Origin of the sequence: Paeniglutamicibacter kerguelensis (assembly GCF_017876535.1) — a bacterium.
In the GTDB taxonomy this organism is placed as follows: Bacteria; Actinomycetota; Actinomycetes; order Actinomycetales; family Micrococcaceae; genus Paeniglutamicibacter; species Paeniglutamicibacter kerguelensis.
This window is the reverse complement of sequence record NZ_JAGIOF010000001.1, coordinates 2,012,126-2,026,454: the sequence shown is the minus strand read 5'-3', so window position 1 is coordinate 2,026,454 and position 14,329 is coordinate 2,012,126. Positions and strand designations below refer to the sequence as shown.

At 66.7% G+C, this 14,329-nt stretch carries 14 protein-coding genes; 12 read left to right on the top strand and 2 right to left on the bottom strand.

Annotated features, from left to right (window positions below; translation table 11 throughout):
* Positions 1-2: 2 nt before the first annotated feature.
* Both JOF47_RS09200 and ndk read left to right on the top strand, forming a co-directional pair.
* Entirely contained in the window at positions 3-446 is a 444-nt protein-coding gene (locus JOF47_RS09200) for a DUF4233 domain-containing protein (RefSeq protein WP_209997282.1), read from the top strand.
* Between the two features lie 71 nt (positions 447-517).
* Positions 518-934 (top strand): nucleoside-diphosphate kinase, encoded by a 417-nt coding sequence (gene ndk, locus JOF47_RS09195; RefSeq protein WP_209997281.1) that lies wholly within the window; start codon positions 518-520, stop codon positions 932-934.
* A 109-nt stretch (positions 935-1,043) separates the two neighbouring features.
* Here ndk and JOF47_RS21900 read toward each other — a convergent pair whose 3' ends face one another.
* Entirely contained in the window at positions 1,044-1,442 is a 399-nt protein-coding gene (locus tag JOF47_RS21900; protein WP_209997280.1) for a ribosomal maturation YjgA family protein, read from the bottom strand.
* The gene (locus tag JOF47_RS09185; RefSeq protein WP_209997279.1) at positions 1,435-2,070 is read right to left on the bottom strand and encodes a vitamin K epoxide reductase family protein; all 636 of its coding nucleotides are present in this window, start codon (positions 2,068-2,070) and stop codon (positions 1,435-1,437) included. The genes JOF47_RS21900 and JOF47_RS09185 overlap by 8 nt, the downstream gene beginning before the upstream one ends.
* Positions 2,071-2,627: 557 nt before the next feature.
* Here JOF47_RS09185 and JOF47_RS09180 point away from each other — a divergent pair.
* The 10 genes from JOF47_RS09180 to rsfS all read left to right on the top strand — a co-directional run bounded on the left by JOF47_RS09180 (position 2,628) and on the right by rsfS (position 14,272).
* Complete coding sequence (locus JOF47_RS09180) at positions 2,628-6,098, top strand: Rne/Rng family ribonuclease (RefSeq protein WP_209997278.1); 3,471 nt, start codon at positions 2,628-2,630, stop codon at positions 6,096-6,098.
* Positions 6,099-6,293: 195 nt separating this feature from the next.
* Entirely contained in the window at positions 6,294-6,602 is a 309-nt protein-coding gene (gene rplU, locus JOF47_RS09175) for a 50S ribosomal protein L21 (protein ID WP_068737763.1), read from the top strand.
* A gap of 48 nt (positions 6,603-6,650) precedes the next feature.
* Positions 6,651-6,905: a 50S ribosomal protein L27 gene (gene rpmA, locus JOF47_RS09170; RefSeq protein ID WP_068737764.1), complete on the top strand. Its 255-nt coding sequence runs from the start codon at positions 6,651-6,653 to the stop codon at positions 6,903-6,905.
* A 150-nt stretch (positions 6,906-7,055) separates the two neighbouring features.
* On the top strand, positions 7,056-8,627 hold the full coding sequence (obgE, locus tag JOF47_RS09165) for a GTPase ObgE (protein WP_209997277.1): 1,572 nt from the start codon (positions 7,056-7,058) through the stop codon (positions 8,625-8,627).
* A gap of 9 nt (positions 8,628-8,636) precedes the next feature.
* Entirely contained in the window at positions 8,637-9,776 is a 1,140-nt protein-coding gene (gene proB / locus JOF47_RS09160) for a glutamate 5-kinase (RefSeq protein WP_209997276.1), read from the top strand.
* 84 nt (positions 9,777-9,860) lie between these two features.
* A complete protein-coding gene (locus tag JOF47_RS09155; RefSeq protein WP_209997275.1) occupies positions 9,861-11,180 on the top strand; it encodes a glutamate-5-semialdehyde dehydrogenase in 1,320 nt (439 codons plus the stop codon).
* A 101-nt stretch (positions 11,181-11,281) separates the two neighbouring features.
* On the top strand, positions 11,282-11,503 hold the full coding sequence (locus JOF47_RS09150) for a hypothetical protein (RefSeq protein ID WP_209997274.1): 222 nt from the start codon (positions 11,282-11,284) through the stop codon (positions 11,501-11,503).
* Positions 11,496-12,134, top strand: a complete 639-nt coding sequence (gene nadD, locus JOF47_RS09145; protein WP_210001533.1) for a nicotinate-nucleotide adenylyltransferase — start codon at positions 11,496-11,498, stop codon at positions 12,132-12,134. The genes JOF47_RS09150 and nadD overlap by 8 nt, the downstream gene beginning before the upstream one ends.
* 12 nt (positions 12,135-12,146) lie before the next feature.
* Entirely contained in the window at positions 12,147-13,817 is a 1,671-nt protein-coding gene (locus JOF47_RS09140; protein WP_209997273.1) for a hypothetical protein, read from the top strand.
* 41 nt (positions 13,818-13,858) lie between these two features.
* Complete coding sequence (gene rsfS / locus JOF47_RS09135; protein WP_209997272.1) at positions 13,859-14,272, top strand: ribosome silencing factor; 414 nt, start codon at positions 13,859-13,861, stop codon at positions 14,270-14,272.
* The last annotated feature ends 57 nt before the right edge of the window (positions 14,273-14,329 follow it).

Genomic DNA, 14,329 nt, shown 5'->3' with positions numbered 1-14,329 from the left:
CCATGGCACGAATGACCAAGGCGCAGCGTGAATGGCGCCCGGGCCAACCGAAAAAGCCGCGCTCCACGCGTGTGATGTTCGCCTCAACGGTGCTCACACTGGAGGCCTTCCTGGCGTTTTTCGTCGCGCTGGCCTACTCCGGGCTCAACCGCGAGACGGTCAGCCCGGTGTTGGCGCTCGGCGCCGGCGCCGTGCTGGCGCTGGCCTGCATCTTCACCTGCGCCCTGCTGAAAAAACCGCTGGGATACGCCATTGGCTGGGCCCTGCAGGTCGTTTTCATCCTGACCGGCTTCCTCATGCCGGAGATGTTTGTCATCGGCCTGGCGTTCGCCGCCACCTGGTGGTACGCGGTGACCAAGGGGCACTCGATGGACGTGGAGACCGCCCGGCGGGCCCGGGAGCAGGCCAAGTGGGACGCCGCGAACCCGGAGCCCGACGCCCCGTAGCCGGCGCACAACCGTAGAATCAGTACCAAATACCATTTTCCGCACCACAAACACGTGACAGGAGCAGCTTCATGACCATTGAACGCACCCTCATCCTCATCAAGCCCGACGGCGTCAAGCGCCGGCTGACCGGCCAGATCATCGCCCGCGTCGAGGCCAAGGGCTACGACGTCGTCGAGCTCAAGCAGGTCCACGCGACCCGCGAACTGCTCGAGGCGCACTACGAGGAGCACGTGGGCAAGCCGTTCTACGAACCGCTCGTGGAGTTCATGCTTTCCGGCCCGGTCGTGGCCGTCATCGCCGAGGGCCACAACGTCATCACCGGTTTCCGCTCGCTGGCCGGCACCACCGACCCGACCACCGCCGCCCCGGGCACCATCCGCGGCGACCTGGGCCGCGACTGGGGCCTGAAGGTCCAGCAGAACCTGGTCCACGGTTCGGACTCGGTCGAGTCCGCGACCCGCGAAATCGGCATCTGGTTCGCCTAAGCGGTTCAACGACTAAAGGGCAAACGCCAAGGGCCCGGCACCTTCCCCCATCGGGGGAGCGGTGCCGGGCCCTTGGTCCGTCCGGACCGGTTTCAGAGCCGGGCGGGGTTCACTCCCGGCCGGCCCGCACCGATCCGATGAGCGAATCGATGCCGAACGCCAGCGCCGTGCCGATCGCGTAGGCCAGCAGGTCCAACGGGACAAAGGTGGACCCGAGCACCAGCCGGATCGGCGGGAAGGCGGCGCCAAGCGTTGCCGGGATCGAGGTGATCTGCAGCAGCTCGATGGCCGTGCAGAAGGCCAGGGTGATCGCGGCGTTGGACCAGGCGGCGGCGCGCGGACGCAGGAACACTAGCAGGACATAGATGAGCACCGCGTAGAGCACGCCCCCGGAGAGGTCCGCCGCCGGCCCCGCGGCAAGGAACCGGGCCCCGAGGCCCAGGACAACCACCGGCACAACCAGCAGCCCCGCGGCCAGCCGCCGCCTGCGCGCCCGCGGGTCAGCCACCGAAGAACGCCTGCGGGAAGCGAAGGACGACGCTCGCGGCCGCCAGGATCAGCAGCACGACGGTCAGCACCCACGTCCATTCGGCGAGGAACCGCTTGAGGCCCGCGGGGGCCGGGATCACGCCGTGGGCCGCGTTGCGGGCCGTGGTGAACATGAACATCGGGATCATCATCGCCCACACCACCATGCAGTACAGGCACAGCGCGTTGATCTCGTACAGCGCCTGGGACCAGAGCCAGATGATGAAGACCATCGCCAAGGTGACGCCCGCCTGCAGCCCCAGCCAGTACCAGCGGGCAAACCGGGCCCCGGCCAGCAGCGCCATGCCGATGGTGATGACGATGCCGAAGCCCACGATGCCCAGGAACGGGTTCGGAAAGCCCAGGAGCGCGGCCTGGCTGGATTTCATGATGGTGCCGCAGGAGACCCACGGGTTGAAGTCGCAGCTGGTCACGTAGTCCGGGTTCTTGTACAGGGCCAGGCGCTCGAGCACCAGGATGCCGGAGGCGATCCAGGCGACGCCTGCGGTGAGCACCAGGAAGAACCCGAACGGCTTGGCCCGCCGCAATGCCGGAAGGCCTGCCTCGTCGATGCTTGTCGAGTCCGCGTCGGCTCGGGACGTGCTCATCAATAACTCCCTTGGTTTTCCTGCAGTGGTTCGGCGGCGCCGGCGATGCGGTGCCGATGCTTGAAGTCTAGTGCTCGAAACCGTGTCAACGGCCCCGGAGCACGGCAAACCGCATGTCAAGACGGAGTAGCCAACGCGGTCGGGGGAGGGGTCCGCGGGCTGCGCGACATGCCCGAACGCGTCGAATCGCGCAGGTGGGTCCATAGAAGTTCCGCGGTATGAGACAATTGCAGTGGTTGTTCGCGGATCCACAGTCTGCTTTCAACCCAACGACAGGCTTTCAAGCCCGATTGCGATGCATCTGCTGTGTAGAGACCGCCTATATGAAGGTCTGAGCGAATACCGCGATTTGGTCGCCGCAACAAAAAGCGGCTTGTTTGGAAAAGCGCCGTTGGTTTTGCCGGATGCCGCGCCCCACAATGGTTGGCGTACCCTGCAAGACGAGCACACGACTTCCGCTAGGACACGCGGCCACACCGGCCCGGTTACTGCGAACCAACCAAGGCTCGGCGAGCTATCTGTGGGAGCAGCCGATCCATGAGGAGCACTCTTTTAAAATGGCAGCAAATCGCGACGAATCAAAAGCGGCAGGTCAGGCCCCCAAGGCACGAACCCGCACCAGCCGCCCACGCAACACCTCCAGCGAACCCACGGTCCCGGCCCGCCCGGTGCGCCGTGCGATGACCCTAGCCGAACTCAATGAAGCGGCCGCGGCGCCCACCAGCAAGACCCGCGCCAACGTTGCGCCGCGCACCGCAGCGGCCCGCACCACCGCGGCACGCCGCCGCCCGGCCGCCAACGCCAAGGCCGAGGCCCCCGCGGCAGCGCCAACCGTTGAGACCCCGGCCGCCGCACCGGTGGCGGCCGCACCCGTGAAGAAGGCCCCGGCCAAGCGCGGCCCGCGCCGCGCCACCTCGGCCGTCACCAGCCCGGTCGCCAGCACCGATGCCCCGGTCGGCCTCATTGAGCCTGCCCCCGTTGCGGCATCCGCAGCCGAGCCCGCCGTCGAAGCCCCGGCCAAGGTCGAGGAAAAGGCCGAAGCGAAGGCACCGGCCAAGCGCCCGACACGTTCACGTTCCCGCCGCGCCTCGGCACCCGCCGGCGACGCTGCCGGCACCCCGGCCAAGGAAGCCGCCGTTGCGGCTCCCGTGGCCGAAGTTCCGGTGGTTGAAACTGCCGTTGTCGAAGCATCAGTGGTTGAAGTAACCGAAGAAGTTGTCGTCGTGGCTGAAGCCCCGGTCGAAGCAAGCGCAGAAGTAACCGAAGAAGCCCCCGCAGAGGCACCGGCCAAGACGGCGCGCAAGCGTCCGACCCGTTCCTCGCGTTCGGCCAAGGCGCCCGCCGCCGAGGTTGTTGCCGAGGCTCCGGCCGAAGTTCCTGCCGTCGCCGCGAGCATCGTCGAGGCCGTCGCCGCGGAGGCCATGGCCACCGGCGGAACCGAATCCGCAGGCATCACCGATCCGTTCGCGATTCCGGAAATGGCACTCTCCGTGCTGTTCCAGGCTCCCGACCTTTCCGCGGTCGCACCCGTCGCCGCCGACGAGGACGAAGACGAGGATTCGGCCGGCAACCGCCGCAACCGCCGTTCGCGTTCCCGCACCCGCACCGAGGGCGAAGCCGCCGAGGGTGCCGAGACCGACGAGGACGAGACCGATGGCGACGCCGTCGTTTCGCGCCGCCGCCGCCGCCGCCGCCGCGGCGAGGCCGACCTGGAACTGGCCGGTGGCGAACAGGACGATCCTCCCAACACGATCACCCGCGTGCGCGCACCGCGCACGTCCCTGGATTCGGTCATGTCCAACAAGGTCACCGCCGTCAAGGGTTCGACCCGCTTGGAAGCCAAGCGCCAGCGCCGCCGCGATTCGCGCGAGTCCGGCCGCCGCCGCCAGGTGATCACCGAGGCCGAGTTCCTCGCACGCCGCGAATCCGTCGACCGCCAGATGATCGTGCGCCAGCGCGAGGACCGCATCCAGATCGGCGTCCTGGAGGACGGCATCCTTGCCGAGCACTTCGTCTCCAAGACCCAGCAGGATTCGCTGATCGGCAACGTCTACATCGGCAAGGTGCAGAACGTGCTGCCTTCCATGGAAGCCGCCTTCGTTGACATCGGACGCGGCCGCAACGCCGTGCTCTACGCCGGCGAGGTCAACTGGGATGTCGCGGGCCTCGACGGCCAGCCGCGCCGCATCGAACACGCCCTGAAGTCCGGGGACACCGTGCTGGTGCAGGTCACCAAGGATCCGGTGGGCCACAAGGGTGCCCGCCTGACTTCCCAGATCTCCCTGCCGGGACGCTACCTGGTCTACGTGCCGGGCGGCTCGATGACCGGCATCTCCCGCAAGCTTCCCGATGTCGAGCGCAACCGCCTGAAGAAGATCCTCAAGGACCACCTGCCGGAAAACGCGGGCGTCATCGTCCGCACCGCGGCGGAGGGCGCCTCCGAGGAAGAGTTGATGAACGACATCAACCGCCTGCGCGCCCAGTGGGAGGGCATCGAGGCCGCCTCGACGTCCACCAAGACGCTGGCCCCGGAACTGCTCTACGGCGAACCGGACCTGACCATCAAGGTCGTCCGCGACGTGTTCAACGAGGACTTCACCAAGTTGATCGTCTCCGGCAACGAGGCATGGGACACCATCGAGGCCTACGTGACCTACGTGGCCCCGGACTTGATCTCACGCCTGGAAAAGTGGGAGAGCAACGTAGACATCTTCAGCACCTTCCGCATCGACGAGCAGATCCACAAGGCACTTGACCGCAAGGTCTTCCTGCCCTCGGGCGGCTCGCTGGTCATCGACCGCACCGAAGCCATGACGGTTGTCGACGTCAACACCGGCAAGTTCACCGGCTCCGGCGGCAACCTCGAGGAAACCGTCACCAAGAACAACCTGGAGGCGGCCGAGGAAGTCGTTCGCCAACTGCGCCTGCGCGACATCGGCGGCATCATCGTCATCGACTTCATCGACATGGTGCTCGAGTCCAACCGCGACCTGGTGCTCCGCCGCCTGGTCGAATGCCTGGGCCGCGACCGGACCAAGCACCAGGTTGCCGAGGTCACCAGCCTTGGCCTGGTGCAGATGACGCGAAAGCGCATGGGCACCGGCCTGCTGGAGGTCTTCGGCGAGAACTGCGAGGCCTGCAACGGCCGCGGCGTGATCACCCACGACGAGCCCGTTGAGCACCGCCGTACGTTCAACTCCGCCGGCGAGCCGCATGTAGCTGCCAGCCGTGGCCAGGAGAAGCCTTCGCGGGCCGAGCGCCGCCGCCGCAACCGCGCATCGGAAGAGCCGACCACGGTCGAGCACACCACCGAGGCGGAAACCGAGGTTCATGCCGTGGAGCCGGAGGCCAACGAGGCCAAGGCCACCGCGGCGCGCACGGCCTTTGCCAACATCGCCGCAGCCGCACACGCTGCCCACGAACACGAGGATGCCGCGGCAGAAGCCGCCGGTGCCACGCTTACCGTGGGTGGAGAGCAGGTTGTGGTGCCGAACGCACGCCGCCGCCGTGCCGGTTCCGAGGCTTCGGCCCCGGAGCTGACCCTGGAGAACCTGGAAGCAGCGCTTCCGGACAATTCCCCGGTCGAGGATGCGGAGTCCCACGACGCCGGCGGACACGAAGATGCCCAGGGCGCCACCCGCGCCCCGCGCAGCCGTAGCCGCCGCAAGAGCCGTTCCAAGGCCCCCGCTCCGGAGCAGGCTTCGCAGGCTCCCGAGCAGGCTGCACCGGTCATCTCCGGCGTGGCAGGGCAGGCTTCCGCCGCAGCACCTTCGGAGGCGAAGGCCGTTGTGGCGACCTCTAAGACTTCGGGCATCGAGCCGGTGGCGCGCGTCAAGCGCAGCCGCCGTGCCACGAGCCCGCAGGGCGGGTCTGACGCCGCAGTTTCTGTGGCATCGGACACGCTTGCAACACCGGGTTCCGCCCATGTTGCTTCGTTGGCAGATATCCCAAAGGCCGCTCAGCCCCTAAACGACGCCAATGCGCCGATTATGCTGGGTGTCGGGGTGCCGGTCAACGAGTTGAAATAATTGGGTCTTGACGACTTGCTGGGGTAAGTTGTATTTGCCCCGGCAGCGCTTTTTAGCGTAGTCTGGATCCTCGGTGCGAACGCCAGCTATCGGATTCTTCCGCTCGGCGTGCCAGCACAGCGCAATCCTCGTTTGTATTTGAGGTAGTGATGCGCAGCAAGACATATTGAACGTCGAGTAGAAGTGAGTACCCACGTGGTGTACGCAATTGTCCGCGCTGGCGGCCGCCAGGAAAAGGTTTCTGTTGGAGACCTCGTTACCCTTGATCGCCTGAAGGCCGCCCCAGGCGCCTCCATTGAACTGCCGGCCCTGTTGCTGGTAGATGGCGAGAAGGTAACTTCCGCAGCCGACGAGCTGGCCAAGGTTAAGGTGACCGCTGAGGTTATTGAGAACCTTCGCGGCCAGAAGATTGTCATCCAGAAGTACAAGAACAAGACCGGTTACAAGAAGCGCCAGGGTTTCCGCGCTATGTTGACCAAGGTCAAGGTCACCTCGATCGCTTAATTGCGGTTGATTCCAAGAATTCTCAATACCTGAAGGTAGGCATATTCAATGGCACATAAGAAGGGCGCGAGTTCCACTCGCAACGGTCGCGATTCCAACGCCCAGTACCTTGGCGTTAAGCGCTTCGGTGGTCAGGTCGTTTCGGCCGGCGAAATCATCGTTCGCCAGCGTGGCACCCACTTCCACCCGGGCGCCGGCGTGGGACGTGGCAAGGACGACACCCTGTTCGCACTGCAGGCCGGAGCTGTCGAATTCGGCACCCGTCGCGGCCGTCGCGTCGTGAACATCGTTATCGCTGACTAATTAGCGCATAACCGCATTCATTACACATTGGAGGGTGGGCCGCACGGCTCACCCTCCTTGTGCTTTTCCAGAAAAACCCATGTTTCCTCGGTCGCTACAATAAAGATCGAACGAAACTCTTCACCCCCTTTTTGCTAGGAGCTTTCAACCGTGGCAGCCTTCATCGACCGAGTGGTCCTCCATGTCTCCGGTGGTACCGGTGGGCACGGCTGTGTCTCCATCAAACGCGAAAAGTTCAAGCCCCTCGGTGGTCCCGACGGAGCCAGCGGCGGCAATGGCGGCGACGTCATCCTGCGCGTTGACTCGCAGACCACGACGCTACTTTCGTACCACCATTCACCCCACCGCCACGCCGGCAACGGCGAAGGCGGCAAGGGCGACCTTCGCCCGGGCAAGAACGGCGAATCCCTGATCCTTCCGGTGCCCGAGGGCACCGTGGTCAAGAACCGTGCCGGCGACATCCTCGCCGACCTCATCGGCGAAGGCACCGAGTACATTGCCGCCGCCGGTGGCCTGGGCGGCCTGGGCAACGCCGGCCTCTCTAGCCAGAAGCGCAAGGCCCCCGGCTTCGCGTTGCTGGGCATTCCCGGCGACGAAGCCGAGATCATCCTCGAGCTCAAGTCCGTTGCAGACGTTGCCTTGGTTGGATACCCGTCGGCTGGCAAGTCCTCGCTGATTGCTGCGATCTCCGCGGCACGCCCGAAGATCGCTGACTACCCGTTCACCACCCTGGTCCCGAACCTCGGCGTAGTCGAAGCCGGCGACGTCCGCTACACCGTTGCCGACGTCCCGGGTCTGATCCCCGGCGCCTCGCAGGGCAAGGGCCTGGGCCACGAATTCCTGCGCCACGTCGAACGCTGCGCCGCACTGGTGCACGTGCTCGACTGCGGCACGCTCGAAGCCGACCGCGACCCGGTCACCGACCTGGACATCATCCAGGCCGAACTGGATGCCTACGAGACCGACTCCTCGTTTGCCGGCGCCGATGGACAGATCATCCCGCTGAACGAGCGCCCGCGCCTGGTCGCCCTGAACAAGGTCGACATGCCGGACGGCCGCGACATGGCCGAGTTCGTGCGCCCGGAACTGGAAAAGCGCGGCTACCGCGTCTTCGAGGTCTCCGCGATGAGCCGTGAAGGCCTGCGCGATCTCTCCTTCGCCATGGCCGAACTGGTCACGGAGGCCCGGGCCAAGCTCGAGGCAGCCCCGCTGGTTGTCCCCGTCGAGGTAGTGCGTCCGCGCGCCACCAAGGCCAGCAAGGCGGGGTTCGTGATCCGCAAGGAAGAGCGCAACCTCGAAGCCCTGTACCGCGTCATTGGCGAAAAGCCGGAACGCTGGATCAAGCAGACCGATTTCCGCAACGACGAGGCCGTCGGCTACCTTGCCGACCGCCTGGCCAAGCTCGGCGTCGAAAACCAGCTGTACAAGATGGGTGCCCGCCCGGGCGACGCCGTGGTCATCGGCTCGGAAGCCGACGCCGTGGTCTTCGACTGGGAGCCGACGATGGCTGCCGGCGCCGAACTGCTCGGTTCGCGCCGTGGCCAGGACGTGCGCATCGAGGAATACGGTGCACGCCCGTCCCGTGGCGAAAAGAAGGCCATCCACTCCGACCGCAAGGACGCCAAGGCCGCGGCCCGCGACGAGCTGGAAGCCGAGCGCAAGGCCGGCATCTGGACCGAGTCGGTGAACTACAAGCACCAAGAACCCAAAAAGGGGGAGTAGGAAACGACCGTGCGCGCCACCAACCACCCCTCGGGCATTGACGAACGCCAGGACATCCCGCGTGCTTCGCGCATAGTGGTCAAGGTCGGCTCCTCGTCGTTGACCACGCTCAACGGCGGGATCTCCGAGGAAGCACTCTCGAACCTCGTGGACAGGCTCTCGGCGGTCAGCACCGCAGGGACCCAGCTGATCCTGGTCTCCTCCGGCGCTATCGCCGCCGGCCTGGCGCCCCTGAACCTGGGGCGTCGGCCGCGCGACCTGGCCACGCAGCAGGCCGCGGCCTCCGTGGGGCAGGGGCTGCTGATGGCCAAGTACACCCAGGCGTTCGCCGCCCACGGTGTCACGGTGGGCCAGGTCCTGCTCACGGCCGACGACCTGATCCGTCGCCAGCAGTACGCCAACGCGTTCCGCGCGTTGAACCGGCTGCTGGCCTTGGGCGTGGTGCCGATCGTGAACGAGAACGACACCGTGGCAACGCACGAGATCCGTTTCGGGGACAATGACAGGCTCGCCGCTCTGGTGGCGCACTTGGTCAAGGCCGATGCGCTGATGCTGCTCTCCGACGTCGACGCCGTCTACGACGCCCCGCCAAACGACGGGGGAGTACGGATTTCGCGCGTCGACAGCAATGCCGACCTGGAAACCGTGAGCATCGGTTCCACCGGCGGGGCCGGACTGGGCACCGGCGGCATGGCCACCAAGGTCGAGGCCGCCACCATGAGCGCGGAATCCGGGATCCCGGCGCTTGTCACCTCCACCGCCAACGCCGCCGCGGCGCTGGCGGGGCAGGACGTGGGAACGTGGTTCTCGGCCCGCGGCGGACGCCGCTCCACCCGCATGCTCTGGCTGGCCCACCTTGCGGCCACGCAGGGGCGCCTGCTGCTGGATGCCGGCGCGGTCAGGGCCGTGGCCTCCGGCGTCGCCTCGCTGCTGCCCGCGGGCATCACCGGGCTGCACGGCTCGTTCGAGGCCGGGGACGCGGTGGAAATCACCGACGCCAAGGGCACCGTGATCGCCCGCGGCCTGGTGAACTACTCCTCGGAGGAACTGCCGCAGATGCTCGGCCGTTCCACGCACGAGCTGGCCCAGGACCTCGGAACCCAGTACGAGCGCGCCGTGGTGCACGTGGACGACCTGGTCGTCGTCTAGCGCCATCCGCCGTTGCACACCCGGCCGGGCCCGCCCTTTGACACAAAGGGCGGGCCCGGCCGCTTGGTGCGTAGACTGATATGCATGAGCCAGATAGCCAATGCATCCCTGAATCCCAGCGACGTGACAGCCGGGGCCGACGGCCCGCAGGCCGCGGTCGCAGCGGTGTCCGCCATGGCCGACCGCGCCCGTACCGCCTCCCGTGTGCTGGCCCGCGCGGACCGGAACTGGAAGGACCGCGCGCTCCTGGCGATCGCCGCGGCACTTGATGAAAAGCGCGCCCGGATCATCGCGGCAAATGCCAAGGACATCGAGGCCGGACGGGCCAACGGAACCAGCGATGCCATGCTGGACCGGCTCAAGCTCGATGACAGGCGCGTCGATGCGCTGATCGCCGCCCTCCAGGAACTTGCCGGCCTACCCGATCCGGTGGGCACCGTGCTGCGCGGCCAGACGCTTCCCAACGGCCTGCGCCTGCGTCAGGTGCACGTGCCCATGGGTGTCATCGGCGCCATCTACGAGGCCCGCCCCAATGTGACCGTCGACATCGCCGGCCTTGCGCTCAAGAGCGGCAATGCCGTGCTGCTGCGCGGCGGCACGGCTGCCGCGGCGTCGAACAAGGCGCTGCTGGCACTGATCCGCGACGCGCTGGAATCGGTGGGACTGCCCGCCGACGCCGTCGCCTCGGTCGACGCCTACGGACGCGACGGAGCCGACGCCATGATGGGTGCCCGCGGCAAGATCGACGTGCTGATCCCGCGCGGGGGCCGCGAACTGATCCAGCGCGTGGTGACCACCGCCAAGGTTCCGGTCATCGAAACGGGTGAGGGCAACGTGCACATCTACCTGGACGAATCGGCCGACGCCAAGATGGCGGTGCCGATCCTGCTCAACGCCAAGATCCAGCGCCCCTCGGTCTGCAACACCGTGGAGACGCTGCTGATCAACGCCAAGTCGCAGGCCGCTGGACAGGTGCTTGCCGCCCTGGCGAAGTCGGGTGTGCGCCTGCACGTCGACGAACGCGCCGCGGCACTGGCGGGGGACACCCCGACGGTCCCGGCCGTCGACGCGGACTGGGACACCGAATACATGGACCTGGACCTGGCCGTCGCCGTCGTCGACGACCTCGATGGTGCCATTAGCCACATTCGCCGCCACACCACGGGGCACACCGAAGCGATCCTGACCAACAACCTGGCGCACGCCGAGCGCTTCATCGCCGAGGTCGATTCGGCCGCCGTCATCGTCAACGCCTCCACTCGGTTCACCGATGGAGGGCAATTGGGCCTGGGTGCCGAGGTCGGCATTTCCACCCAGAAGATGCACGCGCGCGGGCCGATGGGGCTTCGCGAACTCACAACCACCAAGTGGATTGTCCAAGGTGATGGGCATGTTCGTTCGTAGCGGCGCGCCAAGGTGGGTACGATAGAACCTAACGAGACAAATAGTTTGAACACCGTGTCGTGCGTTCGCAGCGAAACCGGCACACAACATCCTGGAGAAACATGTTTACCCAGTCCCTGAACGCGGCTATCCTTGCTTCCGAATCGGCCGGGGGATTGCCCACCGAAACCATGGCGCTGATCATCGGTGGCGGCATCTTCCTGCTCTTCATGTTGATGCTGCTGATCACCATGTCCTACACCAACGTCGGCAACCGCCACGAGGTCAAGGCCGAAACCGACGACACGCACCGTCAGCACGCCAACAAGCACGGCCATCACTAGCCGTCTCGAGGCCGAGCGAACGGACCGCCCATTTCGCCTAGGCGTCATGGGCGGCACGTTCGATCCGATCCACCACGGCCACCTGGTTGCCGCCAGCGAGGTCGCCTCGGTGTTTGACCTTGACGAAGTCGTGTTTGTGCCCACCGGCACGCCCTGGCAGAAATTGGACCGCGAGGTCGCCGAGGCCGAACACCGTTACCTGATGACTGTGATCGCCACGGCGGCCAATCCACGGTTCACCGTCAGCCGGGTGGACATCGACCGTCCGGGGCCGACCTACACGATCGATACGCTGCGCGACCTGCGCGCCCAGCGCCCGGATGCCGAGTTGTTCTTCATCACCGGCGCCGACGCCCTGGCGAAGATCATGAGCTGGAAGGACGCCGAGGAACTGTGGACGCTTGCACACTTCGTGGGCGTCACCCGGCCCGGGCACGAACTGCCGGTGCTTGACCGCAACGACGTTTCCCTGATGGAAGTGCCGGCGATGGCGATCTCTTCCACCGATTGCCGCGAACGCGTTCGCACGCAGCATCCGGTGTGGTACTTGGTGCCGGACGGCGTGGTCCAGTACATCGGCAAGTACAAGCTTTACAACGACAAGAACTACGCAGTAAACGGCCAGAAGTAGAACGGCCGGGAAATGGACAAGATGAGCGACGAGACCGGGCCCGCGCTCAGCAGGCGAGCCCTGCGTGAGCAGCGCCGTGCCGAGGCCGAAGCCCAGCTTGCCCGACAGGCGGAAGGCAAGGAGCCGAAGGCTGCCGCCCCGGTCGGGAAACCGGTGGTTGTCAAGCCGTCGGTGTCCGCGCCCGCGGTAAAGCCGCGCGCGAGCCAGGCCGGGGAAGCACGGCCTTCGGCCGCTCCTGTCGCCCCGGCTCCGGCCCCCGCCAAGGCGGCAACACCCAAGCAGGTCCCCGCTCCGGCGGCCGTGCAGGCGCCAAAGCCCCCCGCTGCCAAGGAATCGCCGGCCAAGGTCGTTGCCGCGCCCGAGGCCAAGCCGGAACCGGCAAAGGCCGCTCCCGCCAGGATCGAGCCTGCAAAGGTGGAGCCGGCAAAGCCCGCTCCCGCTGTCGCGGCCCCGGCCAACATCGCCGAGGCTGCGCGCAGCCGCCGTGCCACCGGGGGAGAAATCGACGCCGTGCCACAGCGCGCGGAACGGACTTCCCTGCAACGTGCCCGCGACCGCGAGGCGCTGCGCACCAGGCGCCGCCTGGAACAGGAAGTCTCCGAACTTTCGGCCAAGGAGCCTTCCCCCGGGGACGACCCCGCACCGCTGACCCGCAAGCAAATGCGCCTGCAGACCCTCGGCGCGGCCATGGGCGCCACCGCGGTGGAAGAACGGGACGACGCGGCGGCTGCCGGCGATGCCCCGGAATCCGATGCCGCAATGCCCGCCCCAACCAAACCCGCTGCTGAAAAACCAGCTGCAGCAAAGTCCGCGGCCGCCAATGCCCCGACGTCGCAGAAGCCCGGCGCCGGCACGCAACTGAGCGTCGAGGATGCCTTGGCGTTGCGCCGCCGTTCCGGCGGGGCCGCACCTGTGGACCCGGCGCTGATCCAGCCGGCCGAGGACCTCGGCGACGTGGATCTCGAGGTCCTGGCCCAGCAACGTGAACTTGCGGCGCGGGCGGCCATCATCAGCCGCCGTGCTGCTGAGCGCCAACGCCTCGAGGAATCCAACTCGCAGCGCGCCGGCCAGCGCCGTTCGGACCCGTTCACCGGTTCCATGAACCAGCTGCGCGACGAGGACATCGAAAAGAAGCTGGTCAACACCGGCATCTCGGGTCCGGAAACGCGCGGTTTCCACATCTCGATGACGGACCAGGGCACCATTCTGGACGCCCCGGGCACATCGTTTGCAAAATCCAAGACTTCGGCTTCGGGTGCGCCAGCGCCTGCGGCCAAACCTGCTGAAAAGCCTGCGGCTGCTACTCCGGCCCAGGCAGCTTCCTTTGAGTCAAAGTTAATGGGAGCAAAACCCGCTGCTGCAGCAGCACGCGCAGGAGCGGCGCCGGCAAAGTCCGGAGCCTTCGCCCCTGCCACGCCGAAGGCCGCGGACAAACCCGCGCCCGCGGCACGAGCGACACCGAAGGTCCCGCCCCTGGCGGAGGCCCCCGGTACCGCCGACGTTGAGCCACGCGTCTCCCACCCGCCCGTGCGTGCCGTTCGCGCGCAGGGCCTGGAACCGCTTGATGCGCAGACCGCCGGAATGCGCCGTGCCAACAACATGTACCTGATGGTCATAGCGGCCTTGTCCGTTGGAGGTGCGGCGCTCGTTGCCGGCCTCATCATGATCTTCAACTCCAATTAGCGTGCCCTAGCGGCCGCGACCAAACACTCAAGGAGAATCCCATGAGCGCCCACGAACATTCCATCAACCTGGTGAAGGCGGCAGCCCTTGCCGCCGCAGACAAGCAGGCCGAAAACCTCATCGCGCTGGACGTCAGCGAGCGCCTCGGCGTCACCGACGCCTTCCTGATCGCCTCGGCTTCCTCCGAGCGCCAGGTCAACTCGATCGTCGACGAGATCGAAGACAAGCTCGACGAGCTCTTCGAGATCCGTCCGGTGCGCCGCGAAGGCCGCGGTGCGGGCCGCTGGGTCCTCCTGGATTACGTGGACGTCGTGATCCACGTGCAGCACAACGAGGACCGCGTCTTCTACGCCCTCGAGCGCCTCTGGGGCGACTGCCCGTTGATCGAGCTGCCGACCACCGGCGAGCCGGCAACCGACATGTCGCACATCGAAACCCTCCCGGACGTCCTCTAGGACTCCTCGATTTGCGTCACGCGATTGTCGTGACCTATGATGGATGAGTTGCCCGCA